At 58.4% G+C, this 18,666-nt stretch carries 13 protein-coding genes, 1 tRNA gene and 1 pseudogene; 8 read left to right on the top strand and 7 right to left on the bottom strand.

The genetic code is table 11. From position 1 onward, the window contains the following. Window positions 1-100: 100 nt before the first annotated feature. Together IVB50_RS04615 and IVB50_RS04610 are read left to right on the top strand one after the other, a co-directional pair. Window positions 101-724 (top strand): Spy/CpxP family protein refolding chaperone, encoded by a 624-nt coding sequence (locus tag IVB50_RS04615; protein WP_018457502.1) that lies wholly within the window; start codon window positions 101-103, stop codon window positions 722-724. 211 nt (window positions 725-935) lie between these two features. Beyond that, window positions 936-1,011, top strand: a tRNA-Lys gene (locus IVB50_RS04610). Window positions 1,012-1,072: 61 nt separating this feature from the next. Here the strand turns inward: IVB50_RS04610 and IVB50_RS04605 are convergent. Beyond that, on the bottom strand, window positions 1,073-2,095 hold the full coding sequence (locus IVB50_RS04605; RefSeq protein WP_247294793.1) for a tyrosine-type recombinase/integrase: 1,023 nt from the start codon (window positions 2,093-2,095) through the stop codon (window positions 1,073-1,075). Window positions 2,096-2,801: 706 nt separating this feature from the next. Between IVB50_RS04605 and IVB50_RS04600 the strand changes: the two genes are divergently transcribed. Beyond that, entirely contained in the window at window positions 2,802-6,152 is a 3,351-nt protein-coding gene (locus tag IVB50_RS04600) for an adenylate/guanylate cyclase domain-containing protein (protein ID WP_247294791.1), read from the top strand. A gap of 48 nt (window positions 6,153-6,200) precedes the next feature. On the opposite strand, the gene IVB50_RS04595 is transcribed toward IVB50_RS04600, so the two are convergent. After that, the gene (locus IVB50_RS04595) at window positions 6,201-7,610 is read right to left on the bottom strand and encodes a patatin-like phospholipase family protein (RefSeq protein WP_247294790.1); all 1,410 of its coding nucleotides are present in this window, start codon (window positions 7,608-7,610) and stop codon (window positions 6,201-6,203) included. A 1,355-nt stretch (window positions 7,611-8,965) separates the two neighbouring features. Here IVB50_RS04595 and IVB50_RS04590 point away from each other — a divergent pair. The 4 genes from IVB50_RS04590 (at window position 8,966) to IVB50_RS04575 (ending at window position 10,462) form a co-directional block, all read left to right on the top strand. Continuing rightward, window positions 8,966-9,214 (top strand): hypothetical protein, encoded by a 249-nt coding sequence (locus IVB50_RS04590; protein WP_247294787.1) that lies wholly within the window; start codon window positions 8,966-8,968, stop codon window positions 9,212-9,214. Between the two features lie 17 nt (window positions 9,215-9,231). Continuing rightward, window positions 9,232-9,435, top strand: a complete 204-nt coding sequence (locus tag IVB50_RS04585; RefSeq protein WP_247294784.1) for a hypothetical protein — start codon at window positions 9,232-9,234, stop codon at window positions 9,433-9,435. 383 nt (window positions 9,436-9,818) lie between these two features. Continuing rightward, window positions 9,819-10,127 (top strand): hypothetical protein, encoded by a 309-nt coding sequence (locus IVB50_RS04580; RefSeq protein WP_157643160.1) that lies wholly within the window; start codon window positions 9,819-9,821, stop codon window positions 10,125-10,127. Continuing rightward, the gene (locus IVB50_RS04575; RefSeq protein WP_018460464.1) at window positions 10,124-10,462 is read left to right on the top strand and encodes an ABC transporter substrate binding protein; all 339 of its coding nucleotides are present in this window, start codon (window positions 10,124-10,126) and stop codon (window positions 10,460-10,462) included. Before IVB50_RS04580 ends, IVB50_RS04575 begins: the two co-directional genes overlap by 4 nt. A 1,296-nt stretch (window positions 10,463-11,758) precedes the next feature. On the opposite strand, the gene IVB50_RS04570 is transcribed toward IVB50_RS04575, so the two are convergent. Both IVB50_RS04570 and IVB50_RS04560 read right to left on the bottom strand, forming a co-directional pair. After that, on the bottom strand, window positions 11,759-11,974 hold the full coding sequence (locus IVB50_RS04570; RefSeq protein WP_247294782.1) for a hypothetical protein: 216 nt from the start codon (window positions 11,972-11,974) through the stop codon (window positions 11,759-11,761). A 1,384-nt stretch (window positions 11,975-13,358) separates the two neighbouring features. Next, the gene (locus IVB50_RS04560) at window positions 13,359-13,757 is read right to left on the bottom strand and encodes a hypothetical protein (protein WP_094183477.1); all 399 of its coding nucleotides are present in this window, start codon (window positions 13,755-13,757) and stop codon (window positions 13,359-13,361) included. A gap of 1,080 nt (window positions 13,758-14,837) precedes the next feature. Here IVB50_RS04560 and IVB50_RS04555 point away from each other — a divergent pair. After that, window positions 14,838-15,008 (top strand): hypothetical protein, encoded by a 171-nt coding sequence (locus IVB50_RS04555; RefSeq protein WP_018460462.1) that lies wholly within the window; start codon window positions 14,838-14,840, stop codon window positions 15,006-15,008. Window positions 15,009-15,726: 718 nt separating this feature from the next. Here IVB50_RS04555 and IVB50_RS04550 read toward each other — a convergent pair. The 3 genes and pseudogenes from IVB50_RS04550 to IVB50_RS04540 form a co-directional block, all read right to left on the bottom strand. Continuing rightward, window positions 15,727-15,973 (bottom strand): annotated as a pseudogene (locus IVB50_RS04550) (DNA polymerase IV); the annotation flags it as partial. Between the two features lie 471 nt (window positions 15,974-16,444). Further along, the gene (locus tag IVB50_RS04545; protein ID WP_204512002.1) at window positions 16,445-16,657 is read right to left on the bottom strand and encodes a hypothetical protein; all 213 of its coding nucleotides are present in this window, start codon (window positions 16,655-16,657) and stop codon (window positions 16,445-16,447) included. Between the two features lie 480 nt (window positions 16,658-17,137). Continuing rightward, complete coding sequence (locus tag IVB50_RS04540; protein ID WP_247294780.1) at window positions 17,138-18,565, bottom strand: ATP-binding protein; 1,428 nt, start codon at window positions 18,563-18,565, stop codon at window positions 17,138-17,140. Between the last annotated feature and the right edge of the window lie 101 nt (window positions 18,566-18,666).

Genomic DNA, 18,666 nt, shown 5'->3' with positions numbered 1-18,666 from the left:
CGTTACATCTTGGAAAGGACTCGCTCCCTGTCCAAGTTGTAAGTTGCGCGTAAGCCGCGCTGCGCTCATCCTCACGACATCCTTCCAGAGGAGAGTTCGCATGAGGAAATTCACCATCGCCGCCATCGCCGTGCTCAGCATCGCCGGCTCGGGCGCGGTCTATGCCCAGTATCATCGCCCGTGGATGCACGAGCACATGCGCCACATCCGCATGAACCCGGAAGACCGCGCCGCCATGGTCGACGCGCGGATCGCTGCCGTCCATGCCGGGCTGAAGCTCAACGCCGACCAGGAAAAGCTGTGGCCGCCGGTCGAGGCCGCCGTGCGCGACTTCGCCAAGCTGCGCATCGACCGCGCCAATGCGCGGATGAATGCCGGAGCCGGCGATGCCGGCAAGGACGCTAACAAGGACGCCGTCAGGCCGGAGGATCCGGTCGCCCGCCTGCGTCAGCGCGCCGAGGACATGGGGGCAACGTCGGCGGCCCTGAAGAAGATCGCCGATGCCGCCGATCCGCTCTACAAGACCCTCGACGAGGGCCAGAAGCGGCGCCTCGCCGTGCTGACCCGTCACCGCGGCCCGTTCGGCGGCGGCGAAGACGGCCCGCGCCGCCACTTCATGGAGCGTGGCATGGACCGCATGATGGAGCGCGGCATGGACCACTTCCACCGCGACCGTTTCGACCGCGACGATGGCCCGGACCGGGACCGCGAGGGCCGGCTCTGAGCCTACAAGGGTTGCCGCGATCAACCCTGGCGAAGCCGCTGGAATCCAGCGGCTTTTCGCTTTTTTGGGGGATGTGGGCACGCCCTTGGCGTACCCTTGGCGTACCCTTGGCGTACCCTTGGCATACCCTTGGAAAACTTACGTGCCATCGCTTGCCAGACCCGGATCGCTTTGCTAAACGACCGGCCTCGCAAGGCTTTAACCGCCTTTCGGGCGCATAGCTCAGTTGGTAGAGCAGCTGACTCTTAATCAGCGGGTCCCAGGTTCGAGCCCTGGTGCGCCCACCATATAATTCAAACACTTTGCGGGCTGAGCAAACGGCAAAACCAGCGCCGTTTACACCACCGTTTACAGTTTTGTTCTCGCTTCGAGCTTCACCACCGCAGCTTCAGCGAGCTGAATGTCGCGACCGAGGTAGTGCGCATCGAGAATGGCCTCGACGTCTTTCAACGAATGACCTGTGACGGCTGCGATCTGTGGCACGCTGGCGCCTGCGATTGCGAGGCGCACCACTGCCGTGCCGCGCAGGTCGTGAAAGGTCAGTTCACCCATACCGGCGCGCTCACATGCCCTTCCCCAGGACGTGCGAAAGCCGTCCGACGTCCATGGCCGACCGAGCGTGTTGGTCAGGATCAGGGGGCCTCGGCGCTCGGTGATATCGAGAAGGGTTCGCAAAGGCGCGCCGGCTGGCATCGCGACGCGCCGCCCGCCTTTAGACTGGCGCAGGCGAATGTAGGGGTTCTCGTAGGCGGACCAGGGCAGTCGCAGCAAGTCGCCTTGGCGCTGGCCACTCCACAACGCCAGGACTAAGGCGGGCTGGATCTCGCTAAAGGCGATCGCAAGAACCGCTGCGATGTCCTGCTCGGTCCAAATCTTGTCTCTGCGGTCTGCTACGTAGAGGCGGCCCCCGCGCTCGCATGGGTTGGTCGCGATGATGCCGCGGTCTTTTGCGAACGACATGATCCGCGCCAACGTGGTCCAGGCGTAGTCCGCCTTACGTGGTGTCTCGGCGAACAGGTCGCGCCAGGCCTTGAACTCACCACGCACTCGACGATCGGCCAGAGCTGCCACCGGCAGGTCGCCGAATTCATCTTCGATCAGCTTAATGTAGGCGAGGTACGCACGACGGGTCGATGCCGCTAGTCCGGTGAACTCTGGTGCGGCCTTGTACTGCGCAACGATCGTCATGAAGGTGCCGGCGCGGGGCTGCCGAAGGCTCGCATGCGCATCGTGATACTCTCGAACGAAGTCTGGCGCACCGGGCTGCGCATGGATGGCGGGGCCCCCACGCCATGCGTAGCAATGTACTTTCGTCTCGCCATTTGCGAGCCGTCTCTTGACCTTATGAATTCCTTTCAGAACGACGCGCACGGTTCATCCTCCATTCGTCCAAGGCCGCACCCTCTGTCTCGCAGTTTTTGGCGTCGCCTACGCCGCTCAGGGTCTGTCGCTCGGCACGGATATGCTGGGCCCATTTCCTCTGCGAGGAACTGGAGCCTTACTTTGGCTACGACAACACCACTAGGGCGACCGATAGGAAGGTTTTCTTCTTCACCCTAGTCGACATCAACTGTGCGAGGTCGCTGAACGAACGCAAGGTCGATCTGAAGCCGATAGCGTGCAAGCTGCAGCGGGGGCTAGCCGACTGCATCGGCCGCCAGGATCGTCGTCAGCCGTCGATTTGGCCGCTCTATCGCCAAATCTCCCTCCTGGCTCGGTCGGACCCAGTCTACGCATTTAGCTCCAGGTGCCAAGGGATTCGGTGATGAGGGGGAGCTGTTCGGTATGTGGGCTTCTGGTCCCTTAACGAGGCATGCATTGATTGCCCGCTTATGGCCCGTTAGCGAAGTACCGGCACATCTCGACTAGGTCCGCTTAATGAGGCATGGCGGACCAGATTTGCTTAGGTTGAGTTCTTCGCACTTTGACCCCTAACAGACATCGCGCCCAGCGGCGTTCACTTTTCGCCTGGGCCACTGTGTTACATTGGGCAAGACGTCCGGCGCTTCGGTCGACAGATGTGCCTTCGCAAGCCTCTCCAATGTGCTATTCTCATCGTATAAGCCATAGGTATACCATGGCAGGTATTGCAGAGTGGCTAGCATCGATCGGTTTGGGCGAGTACGCCGAGCGATTCCGCGAAAACGCCATCGACCTCTCGGTCGTTCGCGATCTCACGGAGCAGGATTTAAAGGATTTGGGCGTCCTGCTTGGGCATCGCCGCAAGATGCTGCGCGCGATCGTAGAACTTCAGAGAGAGGTCCTGCGAACGCCTCAAGCGGGCGCTAAGCCGGCCTCGACGGATCACGCCGGCCGGCGTCAGCTTACAATCATGTTTTGCGATTTGGTCGGCTCGTCGGCACTTGCGGCCCGCCTTGATCTGGAGGACCTGCGGGCCGTAATGGGCACCTATCACCGCTGCATCGCGGAGGTTGTTGCCAGGAATGAAGGGGTTATCGCGCGGTACATGGGAGATGGCGTGCTCGCCTATTTCGGTTATCCCCAGGCCCACGAGGATGATGCCGAACAAGCGACACGCGCCGGGCTGGCGCTGGTCGATGCCGTAGCTAGCCTCCGGACAGAACCCGCCACCGAGCTGCAGGTTCGCGTTGGCATCGCTACCGGTATGGTGGTCGTGGGCGATTTGACCGGCGAAGGTTCAGCTCAAGAGCAGACGGTCATTGGCGAGACGCCAAACTTGGCTGCGCGCCTGCAGACCTTCGCCAATCCCGGTACCGTGCTGATTTCCGAAAGTACGCACCGGCTCACTGATGGGCATTTCGAGTTCCGCAATCTCGGCCCTGTCGCGCTTAAAGGATGGGCCGAGCCAATGCCAGCCTGGCAGGTACTGGGAACAACCGAAGTGGAAAGCCGCTTCGAGGCACAGCACAAATCTCGATTGGCGCCGCCAATCGGGCGTGACGAGGAAATCGAGATGCTCTTGCGTCGCTGGCAGCACGCCAGGCGTAGCGAAGGTTGCGCGGTGATGCTCACCGGAGAGCCCGGTATCGGCAAGTCGCACATTGCGCTGGCGCTTGAGGAGCGGCTCCAAGGCGAACCGCATATAACGGTGCGCCAGTTCTGCTCGGCGCACCACACCAACAGTGCGCTGTATCCTTTCACCCGCCAGCTCGAACGCGCTGCCCGGTTCGAGCGGGGCGACCCGCCCGCAGAGAAGTTCGCTAAGCTCGAGGCTCTGCTCGTGCGGGCTGATGCCGACCGCGTGTTGCTACCTCTGGCCAACCTTCTGTCCCTTCCACCGAGTAACCGCTACCGTATGCCAGAGCTGAGCCCGCAGAAGCGCAAGGAGCTAACGTTAGCGGCGTTTTTGTCCCAGCTAACTGGCTTGGCCGCAAGACAGCCGGTGTTCGTCATTGTAGAGGATGTCCATTGGGCAGATCCGACGTCGCTGGAGCTGCTCACGATGACCTTGGAACACCTACCCCGGCTTCGGGGGCTGCTGCTCATCACGGCGAGGCCAGAGTTCACTCCGCCGTGGCCAGGTCATGCGCATGTGACGACGATCTCGCTCACGCGGCTGAACCGACGCAACGGGGCGGCGTTAATCGAGCGCGTCACCGCTGGCAAGACGCTCCCGGAAGAGGTAATGGACCAGATCCTCGCCCGCACCGATGGCGTGCCCCTATTCGTGGAGGAACTGACCAAGACGGTGCTCGAAACCGGGCTATTAAATGAACAGGACGATCACTACGTCCTCAACCGTCCTCTCCCCCCGATGGCGATTCCAACGAGTTTGCACGCATCGCTGATGGCAAGGCTCGATCGATTGGCTCCAGTGAGGGAGGTGGCTCAGATCGGCGCTGTGGTGGGTCGCGAGTTCTCCTACGAACTGCTGAGCACCGTAGCCGGGTTGTCAAAAGAGAGACTTGAGGAGGCGCTTGCTCAGTTGGTTCGCTCGGAGTTGATATTCTGCCGGGGCGAGATACCGCAGGCAATCTATACCTTCAAGCACGCGCTTGTGCGGGACGCTGCCTACTCGGGACTCCTGAAGAGCCGACGCGCAGCGCTGCATGCTGCGATCGCGGGTGCCTTCGAGCAACGGTTCCCGGACCTTGTGGAGACTCAACCCGAAACTCTTGCGCATCATCTGACAGAGGCCGGCCTGTTTCAAAAGGCGGAGGCATATTGGCTGCAGGCAGGCAAGAAGGCCGCCATGCGCTCGGCCAACCTTGAAGCCATCGCACACTTGCAGCGGGGTATCGAGGCCTCGGGCCATCTGCCAGAAGGCGCCGGAAAGGATAAGCTGGAACTTGCCTTCCACTTCGCCCTTGGGCCCTGCCTGATCGCTACGCAAGGGCCAGCCTCGAACAAGGCGATGGCAACCTTTGCCCGCGCGCGCGAGCTGTGCGAGCGCCTGGGAGACCCTCCCGAGCAACTCCAGGTGATGTTCTGGTTGACCACTGCGAGCGTAATGCGCGGTGAGTTGCCGGTCGCCGAGGAAACGATCGCGGCCCTGCTCCAGCTCGCCGAAGCGCGCGACGATCTACCGGCGTTGCTCAACGCGATGCGCGGGCAGGCAATGATCCGCCTCTTCATGGGACAGCTTACCGGTGCCCATGAAGCGATTGGACGCGCCTATGAAGCGTTCGAGGCGAGCAGCGAGGACGACAGGCTGGCGGCGCGTTCGGCCGGCCAGGATGCCGGCGTGGCGGACCTGGCGCTGATGTCGTGGGCGCTCTGGCTGCTCGGCCAGCCCGATACGGCAATTGTGCGAATGGACGCTGCCATTCGGCGCGCAGACGCTATAAGTCATCCGCATTCCCAGGCGTATGCCTGTTACTACGCATGCATTCTTCACGCGCTTCGCGGCGAGTTCCTGGTCGCGCAAGGTCATGCCGAACGTTGCATCGCCCTTTCCGAGGAACATGGATTCCGGCAATGGCGCCTGGCGCGCGCCCTTCGGGGCATATGCGTGGCTTCGCTCGATCCTTCACCCAGCGCACTGGGGGAGATCGGTGCCGTCTTGGACGGATATCGCAGCGCCGGTTATCAGCTGGCCATCACCGCGCTCGACGTGTTGTTGTGTCCGCCATTGTTAAATAGTCACGACTACGAGGCCGCGCTGGAGTTGATCGAGCACGGCCTAGCTACAGCTAACCGTAACAGCGAACGAATCCTAGAAGCCGAACTGTATCGTCTAAAGGCACGGGTGCTGGTCGCCCGCGGTGGACCGGCCGTGGAAGCCGAGGCGCAGGCGCTGCTCGACCGGGCATTGAGCACGGGAAGAAGTCAACACGCCAGGACGCTTGAGCTCCGCGCCGCAACGGACCAAGCTGCTCTGTGGATCCATCAGGGCAGACGCGAGGAAGCGCTCAATTTTCTCGCGCCGATTTATGCCAGCTTCACCGAAGGGTTCGAGACGCATGATCTAAAGGTGGCAAAGGTGCTTCTCGATGGGCTACGGTGATCAAGCCGGGACAACGCTTGCGCAGATTTAAATCGCAACGCGATCTGCTTACTTGGGCTTGGCACCACTAGCCGCCCTCTTTAGAGCCGCATAAGTACGATCTCGCAGCTCTAACCAATTCGGGTCGTCCTGTGGATTCTCGTTTATGAAAATGGGCTTGAGCAGCTTGTCGTCTTTACTATTCGCCTTAATCTCGTTTTCCGCTTTGTTAAATGCATCGATTGCTTGTTTAGCGGCGGCGTATCCTAGCGTTATCGAATTTTCGAGATTGCTGTGGTTCCACTTGAAATTGATGTGCCCCGGCACGTGAATCTCGACGACTACGCCTCTCCAAGGCGTTTTCCCGTTCCTCCTGTCCACGGCTGGTTTGTCGAGCATCCCGCACTCGACCGCTTTCTCGAGTATTCCGGCTTCGGCTGCTCTGTCGAGTGTGTGCGCCTCTTTGACGTGATATTTGAAAAGCTTGACGTCATCCTCACCGACCGTTGCCGCAAACAGTTGGCAGAGATTTGCTAGTGCATCGTGAAGATTTTCCGGAACGCGGATTTGCTTCGCATCGACGATCCGGCTCACCCAGATTTCATCCAAATCAGGGTGCTCCTCGAGCAAGCTATCGAAGTTCACAGTATCGACTAACGCCCCTTCGCAATATGTAACTTGGTCGATCTCAACCGTCCCTTCGACGAAGGGAAGAGACGAACACGCACACAGGCTGCGTGAGTCGATAGCTCCCCTGTACTGCTTTTTCTCGTCCTCCTTCATCCGACGATTGGAAAACAACGCCAGCTTCTGTTCGTCGAGATTCCAGGCGTTGTGATAGATGTGTGGCATACCGTCCTTTTTCAGCTCGTCGAAGTTTATGCTCTTCATAAACTCGCTATCCGGATAGTTGATCCTGGATAGGCCGTTGACCTTGGACAAGTACACCAGGGAGGTGAGGTATCGGACAAGTGGATTAGGTGCGAGCACCTTATTGAGTATCCAGTTGTTGATGTCTCCTTCGCGCCATTCCTTGAAGGGTTGTTCACCACGAGGCAGACGATTGAACCAAGCGGACATGTTGCCCTGGATCTGTTCCATCATTTTGTACGGTTGCCATCGGAAATCACTGTAACTTTTGGGATCGGTGACGAAGTCCTGGAAGGCCTTGATGTTGGCGTTCCAATCCGTCCCGAATACGGTGTTTATGGGGAAACGCTCATAGCCTTCATCGTCCCGAAACACGCCGTCCCTGAAGAATTCATAGGTCAGCTCGGCTCTGCTTTTGTTTTCTTTTTTGATTTTTTCTTCATCGAATTGATTGTAGACGATGCCAACCCAGGCGCCGATGCAGGACAACGCCCACACATCAGACTTATCGTCGAACGTCTTGCCGTCCTCAGCAAGTGCTTTCAGAACCCCGATGTGTAGCCCTGCTGCCGGTCCGCCGCCGCCGAGCGTAATCGCTCTCTTCACCATTGGTTCCTCCCATCTATTTTATCGTGTGGCTTATTCTCCGATCGAGTTTCCGAATTGCGTGAAGAGGAAGAGATTAATCGTTTTTGGGATCATTGGAAAGCGCGGTTGAGGTGGATATTCGACGCTTTCTTGGACCTTCGCATCGAACTAGCGCACATACGCTAGGAGCGCGAGGACTTGGTATCGTGCGATTACGTTTGACCCTCTCGTACAGGTGTGAACCAGTTCGCGTTAGATATTAATCGCTGACGGTAGTAGGAGTAGCTGTAGTCCATTTCGTGACTTCCGGTAATGGCGCGTCAGCGAACTCGCTGAGCGCTTCGTTGAGGTCCGCTCTGTACGGCAAGGCGGACCAGATTTGCTCCGGTTGAGTTCTTCGCATTTTGACCCGAAGTCGTCCTTGGACGGAGCATGCGCTGACCTCCATGGAGAGCGCACCTACGATCGATAAAATCCACTCTCTAAGAGAGACGTGCCTTTGCGACCAAAAAACAATCCTACACATCGTCGCGGGCGTTTTGATGGCCCGGCAAATGACGCCCGAGTACCGAACGAACGTAGGTTACAGTCGCCGCGCAGTGAGATCGCCCGCGGCTATGTCGAAGATGTTGGCAAACTGTGAGGTAGTTTATATCCCTGCATTCTTGGCCCACCCTAATGTGGCAGAGGCTTCTTACTTTAAAGGAGGCATCCAATGCTCGCCGCAATCAAATGGAACTCCCGATATAGCGCTCGCGAATGGGTGATGATGGCTGGGGTGCTCGTCGTCCAACTCCGCACACTGAATGCAAACCGACAGAAGGGTGAAAGCAAGCCAAAGCGGCCACTCTGGAAACACTTCGACGACACTCATCATTGGGACTCAACCGCGGAGGAATGGGTCCCCGACAAGATCAGTGATAGTGCAACGCATTATGCGTCCCGCAGGCCGAGTTCCGAGACTCCCTCTCACTAGTGGGCCTATCGAGCGGTGCGGTCGCGCACAAGTAGCTGGATCGGGATGTGCGTGCCTCTGGCCGCTTGATAGCGATCCAGCAATTGCTTGGGCCGTTTGCCGGCCGCTTTGGTAAACAATCTGGATAACAAGGCCATCGCGCGCGTCGAGCAAGACACTTTCATCTGTCACATGCGTCAACTTGCCTGTCTTTCCCGACCGCATTCGCCGCATTCTCGAAGGAATGCCGCCTCCGTCGTCGATGATCAAAGTTGGCGCGCGCCAAGCCGTGCAAAGTGGCATATACTCGTAGTATTACAGCCTAACGAAAGAATGCCCCCCGGAACAAATGCAACGCGACGTCCTACGTCAGGAGGACGTCGCGATGCAATTGTGCATCACAACCAGAGGGGAAGTTGCTATGAAGCGACGTTCATTGCTCTTGGCATTGTGTTCTTCCGCCTTCATCTCTGCACCGGCACTGGCCGATGAGGTCAAGCAGGAGGCCGAAAAATTAGCCGTCGCCTACACCGACTGCGTCGCCAAGAAAGACGCGGCCTGTGTCGCTGCGCTCTATACAAAGGACGGGGTCCAGATCAACCGGGCGGTGTGTTTTCCGATCTCAAGACCGTATACGAAAACAACTTCAAGAACGGCACCGATCATATAGAGATCAGAGTCGGCAACATGTCGGTCATCAACAACGATCTGGTCGTTGCCAACGGCGAGACCGACATCTTCGGTAAGGACCCTAAGAGCGGCGACGCCACCAAGGTTACAGTGTTCTGGGGCGCCATCGACATACGTGAAGGCGGCGCTTTAAAAATCCGCCAGTTGACCGTCGGCATGAAGCCGCCTCCAGCTAAGGAAGCCAGCGCCGAGAAGAAGTAGGACGTCATCATGTCGTAAGTCACCACGCGCCCATCCTCTTTGAGGGTGGGCGTTTGATCTTGCTGCACGCGTCCGAAAGCGAAATACGGTTGCCTCGAAATGCACACCGCTCGCGCGATGTCTGCAAGTGGCCCATCCACGTCTCATTGAGGTCCGTTCCATGGGGCTTAGCGGACTGAATATGCTCGCGTTGAGGTTTTCGCTTTTGAACCCGCACCGCACATCGCGCGGCTGGCAGGCGTACTCGAGATTCTGTGGCAGAAGTCATGGCCGGCCAGTCCCAATGTGTTAGTTTGGGGCGAGTGATAGGTTGTCTCTACCTTTGCCGAGGCATCAGACATGAAGCGGCGCGAGTTCATAACGGCACTCGGCGGCGCTGCGGTGTGGCCGCTGGCGGCTCAAGCGCGCAATCTAAAAAGATTTACCGCATTGGATATCTGACGGCTAATTTGAGCAGCTATCCTTGGGTAAACGGCTTCGTTCGCGAATTAAGTGATCGCGGCTATTCGGAGGGCAACAATCTCACCATCGAATGGCGGGAGGCAAAAGGACATTCGGAACTTCTGCCTGGGATGGCTGCCGATCTGGTCCGGCAGAATGTCGACGTGATCGTGGAACGTTTGAAGTTCGTTCACCGCCGGAATTTGAGGTCGCGTTTGCTTCAATCCTGCGCAAAAGGCAGGATCCGATGATTGATGCGATGACTACCGTCACCGATCCGATGTTCGTCTTTGATCGGAAGAGGATTGTCGACTTCGGAATAGAAAACAAAATTCCGAACGCCCATGAATATCGAGAATGGGTGCAGAGCGGCGGACTGCTTGCCTTTGGTCCTACAATTGATGGAATATGGCGTCGGGGCGCATATTTCGTCGAGAAGATCCTCAACGGGGCAAAGCCAAGTGATTTGCCCGTCGAAGGGCCGAGCGAATTCCATCTTGCGATCAACCTCAAAGCTGCCAAAGATATGGGCCTATCTGTTCCTCAGCATTTGGTCGCGAGGGCTGACGAGTTGATTGTCCGCTAATGACCACCGATTGCAGACCTCCGGGTTGAGGACCGGGAGCATTCCGATGTTCTCGAAGGTCAAGGCGCTCGGCATCGATCTCCCTGCGACGCTGCTCGGCCGAGGTGATTGAATAACGATCTTCTGCGCTGCACGAGTCTGCTGTTGGGCCCATCTCGGACATTCTGACCGGCGCTGATGATGGTCCCCGGAGCTCAAGCGGAAGTAAGCAGCCTGGGACACCAAAGGCCGCTCGTGACCCACTCTGGACGTCATATGCTTCAGGACCGCCTTGCCGTTGAGAGCGTAGCAGCGTCGCGGCGCATAGCGGGGCAGGTGGTCGCCTGCGCTCAGCAGCCCGCGAGATCAAAATGCGAGGGGTACGCGGATATGTCAGTTGGCCGAGGTTTGCATCCAGCCTAGGCCAATGCTACGGGTTTACCAGCGTCCCCTCGTCGGAAACGCGCCACGCTGCCAAGCCGAAACATAGCGTTAGCATCAAGTTGGCCAGCAAGAGCAGGACCGAGGCAAAGTGGCTCACACGCGCCTCGGGAACAGAACGTCCCTCCAGTCCGGAGACAGGTGGATGATTCGAAAAATGCAGCTGTGCTGACCTGGTTGTAGTTTGTAAAAATGCTGGATCAACAGCTTCGAACGGGGAGCGCATCCATCGAGCGGTTCGTGGGGAGCCGGGGACTTCGCGCCGCGCTGATCGTAGCTAAGAGGCACGGCAGGAGTTATGATCTGTTCCTTCTCGCTCGGGTCATTCGCTTCGAAGGAGTCTGGCGTGATAAAAATCTTACAAGGAATGCTCCTCGCGACCACGGTTCTGGCTGCTGCTAGTGGGGCGCACGCAGCGGGTGGCTGTGGCGAGGGCTGTCATAGGACAACCGGTGGCGCATGTGTCGTCGACGGCTGGGGCACGGGAGCCAAGGTTCGGAACGAATGCCCGGCGACCGCTCGCCCCCGTCCACCCTGCGGCGGCGGGGATTTCATCTGGGACCGCACCAAACAGGCATGCTTCCAAAATAACCGCACCTGGTTCTGATCTCGCGCCCCATTCAGGCGGGCTCTACACAGCGCAATCTGATCTCAGTGCGATGGCCTCAGAGCGGGTGACAACGAGTTCAGACGGGAACAGCTTGGCCCTTATCTCGGCCAGTGCGTTGCTTCATGGCCCGCTGTCGGCGCCGGCGCTGACGGGCTCGGTTCACGTGCTTCGGATCAGGTGCGGACCTCCAGGCACGGGAGCCGGATAGGGCTGGACTGCTATGATGGTTGTGCGGCCCTGCCGCTGGCTTACAGCTCAACTGCGGACTAGCCGTCTTGGCAGGGAATACCGAAGTTGTCACAAGCGAGAGCGAATGACTCTTTTGCTTTTGTATCCTCGAAGCAAAAGCGAGTGCCGACCTCTGCCTGATCGATCCACCAATCGACGTTACTGCCTTTTGCGATGCGGGAGGCTTCGTCGCGTAACAGGTCCAGTTGTCTTCCCGCAGCACGAACAATCAGGCAATTTTTCTCTTTGGGCATAATACCTTCTCCAATGGCACAGGACGCGAAGTCATTGGTACTAAGAGCCGTGATCACGAAGGCCGCAGCAGGGGGACTGCTGCTGCGGCCCGCGCGGTCAAAAATTCCGGGTCAAAAACGACTAGGTGAAATATGCAGCCAGCCCCGGTGCGATGATCGTACCGCAGCATCTCTGGCTCGCAATATGATCAGTTTCACAATCGGCAGAAGGCTTAACGTGCATCAGTGCCCCGGCTCTCAGGTCCATGGGGATCGGGAACATTCGGCAATCTGGGTGCGTTCGCCTCCAGCTCCGGGCGATGTCTCGGAGCGGACGCGTAGAACTTCCGGCCTCAGGAATCATCTGCCTGGGGCCGCTTTTTCCAGGACCGTCTTGGCGCCCAGTTTGATTTAGCGGTCGCCTATGTCAATTTGGCAGATGAAAGGGTGGCGGTCGGAAGCTATCCGGGATATGTTGGCAGCGGAAGCTGGCGCACTGAGAGACGACCCCGGCTTGGGGGCTTGAGGGTTGATGCCGGGGCCGCTCCGCCAGCTCGAAGAAGAGAGCTAACAAAACCTGCAATTTTTCCTCTGCGCGTTCGTTCCTCCAACGAGCGCTCGATCTCGCAAACTGCGGCGGCTTGCCGGTGCTAAAATCCGGTCTGACCTGAGCCCCTCGGTTGCCGCATCCGGCGCATACACAACGCGCCTCGATATCAGACAGGCGAACATCGTCCGACCAGCGAGCGGCGCTGAGTGCAACGTTGTGGCCGGAGTGGCAGCAGACCAGGACACCGCGTAGGCCCATCTCGCGCATCTCGCCGAAGGTGATCTTGAGCGCTCGGCCGTTGGCGTGTGGCGTCTAGCAGGAGGGGACATGCCACCATCAAAGCGGAAGTACCTCGCAACCTATTGAATGCTCCGACGTAGCCGCCCTAACCGGGCCGCTTTTTCGTTGTGTCGGCTCGGTTTGACCCGACGGGGGGCACTTCCCCATCTAGCCATTCCTGCTCCTCGGCTAAAGCTCGCCACGCCTCTTCCATGCGCCGGTACCGCTTGTAAGCCGGACTATTCTTAGATGGTTCCCCTTCAGCGAGCGTTGCGCAGTTGTCTGCGTTCTCTTTGTAAATCTCTGATGGCTTCATCATCGGCCTCCTGCGTAATGCTTAGGAGAGGAGTCTGAAAGAAATGTGGTTTCGCCCGTCCCAGTTCGAGACGTGAAAGTAACCGGCTAGAAAGCTTCAGCCGTTGTAAAGGCATCGCATTGGGGGATCACAAGGTTCTACCCCGACTGTCAGGACGGCCGGGCTGTGAAGGACGAACACGGGGAGGAAGACCCGAGCGCCGCAGAAGTAAAGCATGAGTCGTTTCTGGTGGTCGCAACGAACTGCTCCGCGAAGGAGCGCTAGCGCTTCGATTTACTCTTGCTCTTCTTCGCGGTCTTCTTAGACGCAGAATTCTTGGTCGCCTTCTGTGGTGCGGCTTTCTTTGCAGCCTCCTTGGGTGGCGTTTTAGCCGGCTTCTTGGCAGACTTCTTCGCCGCGGATACGGTCTTCTTTGTACGAGCAGCTGCGACCCGTCTGTTAGCTCTCATAGGGGCAGGAACGCGCTTCTTCTTCCGAGTGATGATCGGCGGCGGAACAGCGGCAGCATCGGTCGCTTCAGGAATGTAGACTTGCTCGTTGGTCACTCCGGCAACCGCTTCTGGATCGGGCTTCATAGCATCCGCGGCTGCAGTCGAGGCGGTGTCCACGATCTCTTTTACAGTGTCTGAAATTCGTTCGACTATTGATTTTTTAGCCATGGGAGGCTCCCTGAGTCGGGGCAGGATATCTCATTTTTGCGTCGGGAGGGATTGGTGCCGTTCTGGCATCTCCGAGGATTCATTCGAAAGAGGGAAGCGGGATTTAGCGCCCGTTCTATCAAATGATACACCAGCTAGTTATTGCCGGAAGCAAGATGGCAACGGCGCGCTGCTTCGGTGGCACGTCGGGCGGCCCCGGCGCGTCCGGCGCCAGCCCCGGGACGACCGGGGTCGTTCCCCGTGCGCAGCGCGGACCAAAAATTGTGGCTGGTCGACGATCGAATGCCGGATGCGCGGCAAATTCGTACGGCCATCACCTCAGCGGCATCTCCGCTTCGCACGGCCGAAACTAGGCTCAAGGCCGCAACGAAGACGGACCCGGCATAGATAAAGAGGCAGATCAAGAACGCCGCCACAATGCTCACGAGCCATCTTATGGACCGGCAAATCAGGGTGGAAAGGGCATTATTCCAAGATGCGATCGGCAAGGACCTTTGACGCCTCTTGCGCGGCTGTCACCATGGATCGATCTGTTCGTCAAGGTCGCGCTTGGAGCGGCTCAGGGGGAAGCCCATCATCCATCGGGGAATGGCTCAAGCAAGGTCCGATCGATTTGGTTGTCGTTGTCAGGAGGGCTGAGAGCTCCTGCGTTCCAGCTTGGTGGCGTGAGGCGGCGGAATGGGACAGAGAGGGCGCTCGGTTTGCGACTTCGAAGGCGGCGCGAAGTAGGGCGTGTGAAGCGAAATGGGGGCACACCGCGGGCGTGACGCTCTGCTTCGTCGACCAGACCTCGAAGATCTTCCAATTCTGAGAGCTGAGAAGTGAGTTCGCTAAGTTGTTCGACGTAAAGGATTGCGCGAGAGCCTCGCATAAATGTCCTCCCCAGCACAAAAAAGGCACTATCAGGACGGCGTCAGAGCAAAAGATCGCGAGTAGTAAAAGTAAAAGACTACCACAGGTAAAATAGCTGACTGATTCGTCAGGCTCACTGCGTCAGGGTGTCGCGCTTGAGCCGCGGTCCGGTCGTTGGGCCGTCCGCCGGCCGGCACGAGCTGCTCGGTCCGAACGACCGGGATTTCGTTGCCCGTCGTCGTACTGATCGCTTGCGATCTGCTCGATGGTCTACCGATGCCTTTTGACCGTGCCGGCAATATCATTCGGATCGGCGCGGTCGGCGGCGGCACGTTCGCGCAAGGCTGTCCATTCGACCCTGCAACCAATACGGTCCTCGGCGCCGAACATCGTGAATAGAGCTTCAGGCGCCCCTCAGCGAAATCGCCGGATGGGTCAGGGGTAGGGGTATTTCGAACTCCGGACTCGGGGCCGCGAGATGCCAAGTATCGACTCCGCCCGTCGATCCTATTTTGCTCTTTCAGGGGATAGCCGGCCAAGGTTGTGGCGCCATCTCTCAGGAGAATGCGATACAATCGAAGCGGGAATCAGCTCAACCAGGTCCGACGGAATATTGCGATGACCAGAACTTTTCCTGCCGTCGGCCTATTTGCCGGACCGACGTTGGCGCAAGAAGGGCGACTGCCTTTCTGTGCCGAGCAACAGTCGTAGAAGCTCCTGCAGCTCCACTGATTGCTGCACGAGGCATCGGTGAGCGGCGAAGATCCGCTCACCGTGCTTCCGGGGTGCTTCCGGCGCGAATTTTGCGGAGAGCACGATGGAGGTAAGTGTTTGAATTAGCTGGTGCTGCCAGACAGGATTGAACTATGATCACAATCCTGCTTTTCATTGATTTTATTGATGTTTTCGGTCCGGCGATCTGTTTTTGTGTGGCACTCTTGCGTGGCGCCGTAGCACTGAAATTAGCTTAGAGCAGCCGCGATTGCATCACCTTTATTCACGTCGAATGTGACATGAGCAGTCTCGGCGCGAAGGTCGATCTCAGGACACCTGATGGCCCTCCCGCTGCATCGAACCCGCGCGGCTGCCTAGGGAAGTTAGTGGCTTCCATCGACTATCAGATCGGCAGGCCAAACTGCGGCTCTGCCAAGCCCTCCCCTTGCAGCGAGGAGAGTGAGACGTCCAACAGCCGGACCAGCCTGGGAAGCGGCATCGCGTTTTGAAGCAGTGCGATGGACAGCGCTCGAGGTCGTCTCTGCTCGAGACCACCACGGAGACAGACCGCTGCGGGTGATGATCCCGAAGTCCTTGAACTTTATCTTCAGCGTGTCCGTCCGGCCCGGTGCGCCCTTGTCCTCGCAGTGGGGCTTAGACTGATCCCGGATACGCAATCAGCGGGCCCGTACTCGCCGAACAGGCCGAAAGGCTTGCCACGGAAGCCTCCGCAGGATCATATTCGAAGTTCTCCTGAGTTAGCCAGCGCGTCGAATCCCTTCAGCTAAATTCTCTGCACGGCTCCTGCGTCTCGAACCCGATGCCGCGCTCCATTCCCGCCTGTCCGGGTTGCAAGAAGCCGAAAGTTGCAATTGCAACGCGCCCTCGACGTGGCGCTGCTTCAAATGCGAATCCGCCGGCTGATTCCGCTCTGTGCCTCCGGCATCGCACCCTCTCCCCCGGCGTTCCTGGAGAGTGCTGCTTTCAGCATATTCTCAATTCTCATTTTCGATTTCTTCGAGGGGCACTGCTGGCACTCTTGATTCCCGGCCGAGTTCGTGGAGCGGGTGAGAGTGATCTCATCACAAACGGCCTTTGAGGTGGCTGCTGGCGCCGGTGCCTCAGGCCTCGCCCGGTCCGGAGAAGATCGATGGCGGTGGCGTTGTGCGCGGCCCCGGGAGCGGCCGCTCGCTTGCTCCGGACCGGGACGCCGGCTTGCCCTTCGCATCGTATCGCTTGGCGAGATCCAGCAACCGACGGCGGGTGAACGGATCGGCCTTCGGGGCGATGGCGCGGACCCGCTGCGCGAGACCCTGGTAGAATTCCTGCTCCATGACGCACCTCGCAACATCACTGCTCTCAGTTGAGTAGGCTACGGTTGCGAAGTCAAGAAGAGCCGACGCACCCGCGCAACTTTCTGCGACCGACTTGAGATCGCAGTGGCGAAGGACGTTGATGGGCAGCGCGGGGAATCAGATGGCAGTGTCCTATCCATTCCGGAAGGCTTGCCCGGCCGGCCGATAACGGCTGCTTCCGATGAAACCGTGAAGGGGAGGCTGCGGTTCAGCGGATTAGACTCGCACTGAAAATGCAAGCGCCATTTCAGAACTGGCCTGGCTTCAAACAGATACGTCTCGCGTAAGTCGTTGCGCATGCAACCCCGAAATTATTGGACGAATGATGGCGAATATTTATGTCTCGCGATTCCGCAGAGGATTTGAGCATTCCGGCATCTGGAAAACGATCAACTTCGGGAGGAGAAGGACGGCACCCATCCGAAGGCCGGCAAATGAATAGCCTCGATCCGATTTCAGTCATGTTTGTTCGTCAAGAATTCTTCGTACTTTCTCCGCCAGACCGCGAAAGGTAAATGGCTTGCTCAACAAGTTGACCCCCGCATCAAGTCGACCGTTGTGGACTATCGCATTCCGTGTGTAGCCCGTCGTGAACAGCACCTTGATCATTGGATGCAACCTTCTAGCCCGATCTGCGATGTTACGTCCGTGAAGGCCATCCGGGAGCACGACGTCGGTGAAGAGAAGATCGATGGTGCGAGATGATTCAAGGAAAGCAATCGCTGATGCCGCGTCGGCTGCTTCGAAAACTTGATATCCGAGATCGCGGAGCACACCGGATGAATACGCGCGCAAATCGTCATGATCTTCCACAACGAGGATGGCCTCATTCCCCCGTAACATTGTTGCTGTCGGAATACTGCGATCTTCCTGCTTGTCGGGTTCAGTCTTGGACCGAGGAAGATAGAGTTTGACCGTCGTGCCATGCCCCGGTTCGCTATAAATCCTAATGTGGCCACCCGTCTGTCGCACGAACCCGTAAACTTGACTTAGCCCCAGCCCAGTTCCTTTGCCGACCTCCTTAGTCGTGAAGAACGGCTCGAACACGCGATCCAGGGTTGCCTTATCCATTCCGGTTCCAGTGTCGGTGACAGCAACCAAAACGTATTGGCCGGGAGGCACGGGTTCTGGGAGCGCGGCAACATACTCATCATCCAGCCAGGTGTTGCCGGTCTCGATTGTAAGTCGTCCGCCGCCGGGCATTGCATCCCGCGCGTTAACCGCCAGATTGAGGATGCCATGTTCTAGTTCCGATGCGTCAGCAAAGGCGCTCCACAAACCGGCATTGCCAACTATCTCGATCCTGATTTGCTCTCCTAAAGTGCTCTTGAGCAGTTCGCTCATTCCCCCGAGCAAGCGATCTACATCAATGGACTTTGGATCCAGCGGTTGGCGACGTGAAAAAGCTAGCAAGCGGGCGGTGAGTGTGGCCGCGCGCTGGGATGCATGATGCGCCATCGCCTGCGCTCGCATGATGCGCCCAAACTGTGGCGCATCGGACATGCTTGCGATCTGCCGTCCGATCGTATCAAGACCACCCATGATCACCGTAAGCAGGTTGTTAAAGTCGTGTGCAACACCGCCGGTAAGCTGACCGATGGCCTCAAGCTTTTGAGCTTGGCGCAGCGCTGCTTCGGCCTCCGTTCGACGCGCGATTTCTTCCGCTACACGCTGTTCCAGCGTCGCATTGAGTTGCTGTAGCTTTAAGGACGTAGCGGACACATCTTTACGCGCACCATCGAGTGCTCTCGCAAGATGCGTTGCGTGAGTAGCCGCCTCCGTGGCAGAACTTGCGCGCGCTAGGGCCATATGAACCCGCGCTTCAGTCTTTAGTAGTTCAATTAAAAGCGGAAGGCTCGATTCGATATCATTCCAAGGGATAGACAAGTGAGCTATCGCCAAATTTTGGTGACGGCGGTGCCGGTCAGGCGGCAGCGGTTATGGGCTGACGGTCGGTCGACTTGGCGATGACCTCGATCCCATCGTTG

Origin of the sequence: Bradyrhizobium sp. 87, assembly GCF_023073015.1 — a bacterium.
GTDB lineage: Bacteria > Pseudomonadota > Alphaproteobacteria > Rhizobiales > Xanthobacteraceae > Bradyrhizobium > Bradyrhizobium canariense_D.
The sequence above is the reverse complement of the archived record's forward strand: the minus strand, read 5'-3'. Positions and strand labels throughout refer to the sequence as shown.

Coding starts and splice junctions, on each gene's coding strand:
- IVB50_RS04590 (WP_247294787.1), top strand. CDS start 8,966: ATGAAGCGACGTTCATTGCTCTTGGCATTGTGTTCTTCCGCCTTCATC.
- IVB50_RS04575 (WP_018460464.1), top strand. CDS start 10,124: ATGATTGATGCGATGACTACCGTCACCGATCCGATGTTCGTCTTTGAT.
- IVB50_RS04560 (WP_094183477.1), bottom strand. CDS start 13,757: ATGGCTAAAAAATCAATAGTCGAACGAATTTCAGACACTGTAAAAGAG.
- IVB50_RS04545 (WP_204512002.1), bottom strand. CDS start 16,657: ATGGAGCAGGAATTCTACCAGGGTCTCGCGCAGCGGGTCCGCGCCATC.
- IVB50_RS04585 (WP_247294784.1), top strand. CDS start 9,232: ATGTCGGTCATCAACAACGATCTGGTCGTTGCCAACGGCGAGACCGAC.
- IVB50_RS04570 (WP_247294782.1), bottom strand. CDS start 11,974: ATGCCCAAAGAGAAAAATTGCCTGATTGTTCGTGCTGCGGGAAGACAA.
- IVB50_RS04615 (WP_018457502.1), top strand. CDS start 101: ATGAGGAAATTCACCATCGCCGCCATCGCCGTGCTCAGCATCGCCGGC.
- IVB50_RS04600 (WP_247294791.1), top strand. CDS start 2,802: ATGGCAGGTATTGCAGAGTGGCTAGCATCGATCGGTTTGGGCGAGTAC.
- IVB50_RS04595 (WP_247294790.1), bottom strand. CDS start 7,610: ATGGTGAAGAGAGCGATTACGCTCGGCGGCGGCGGACCGGCAGCAGGG.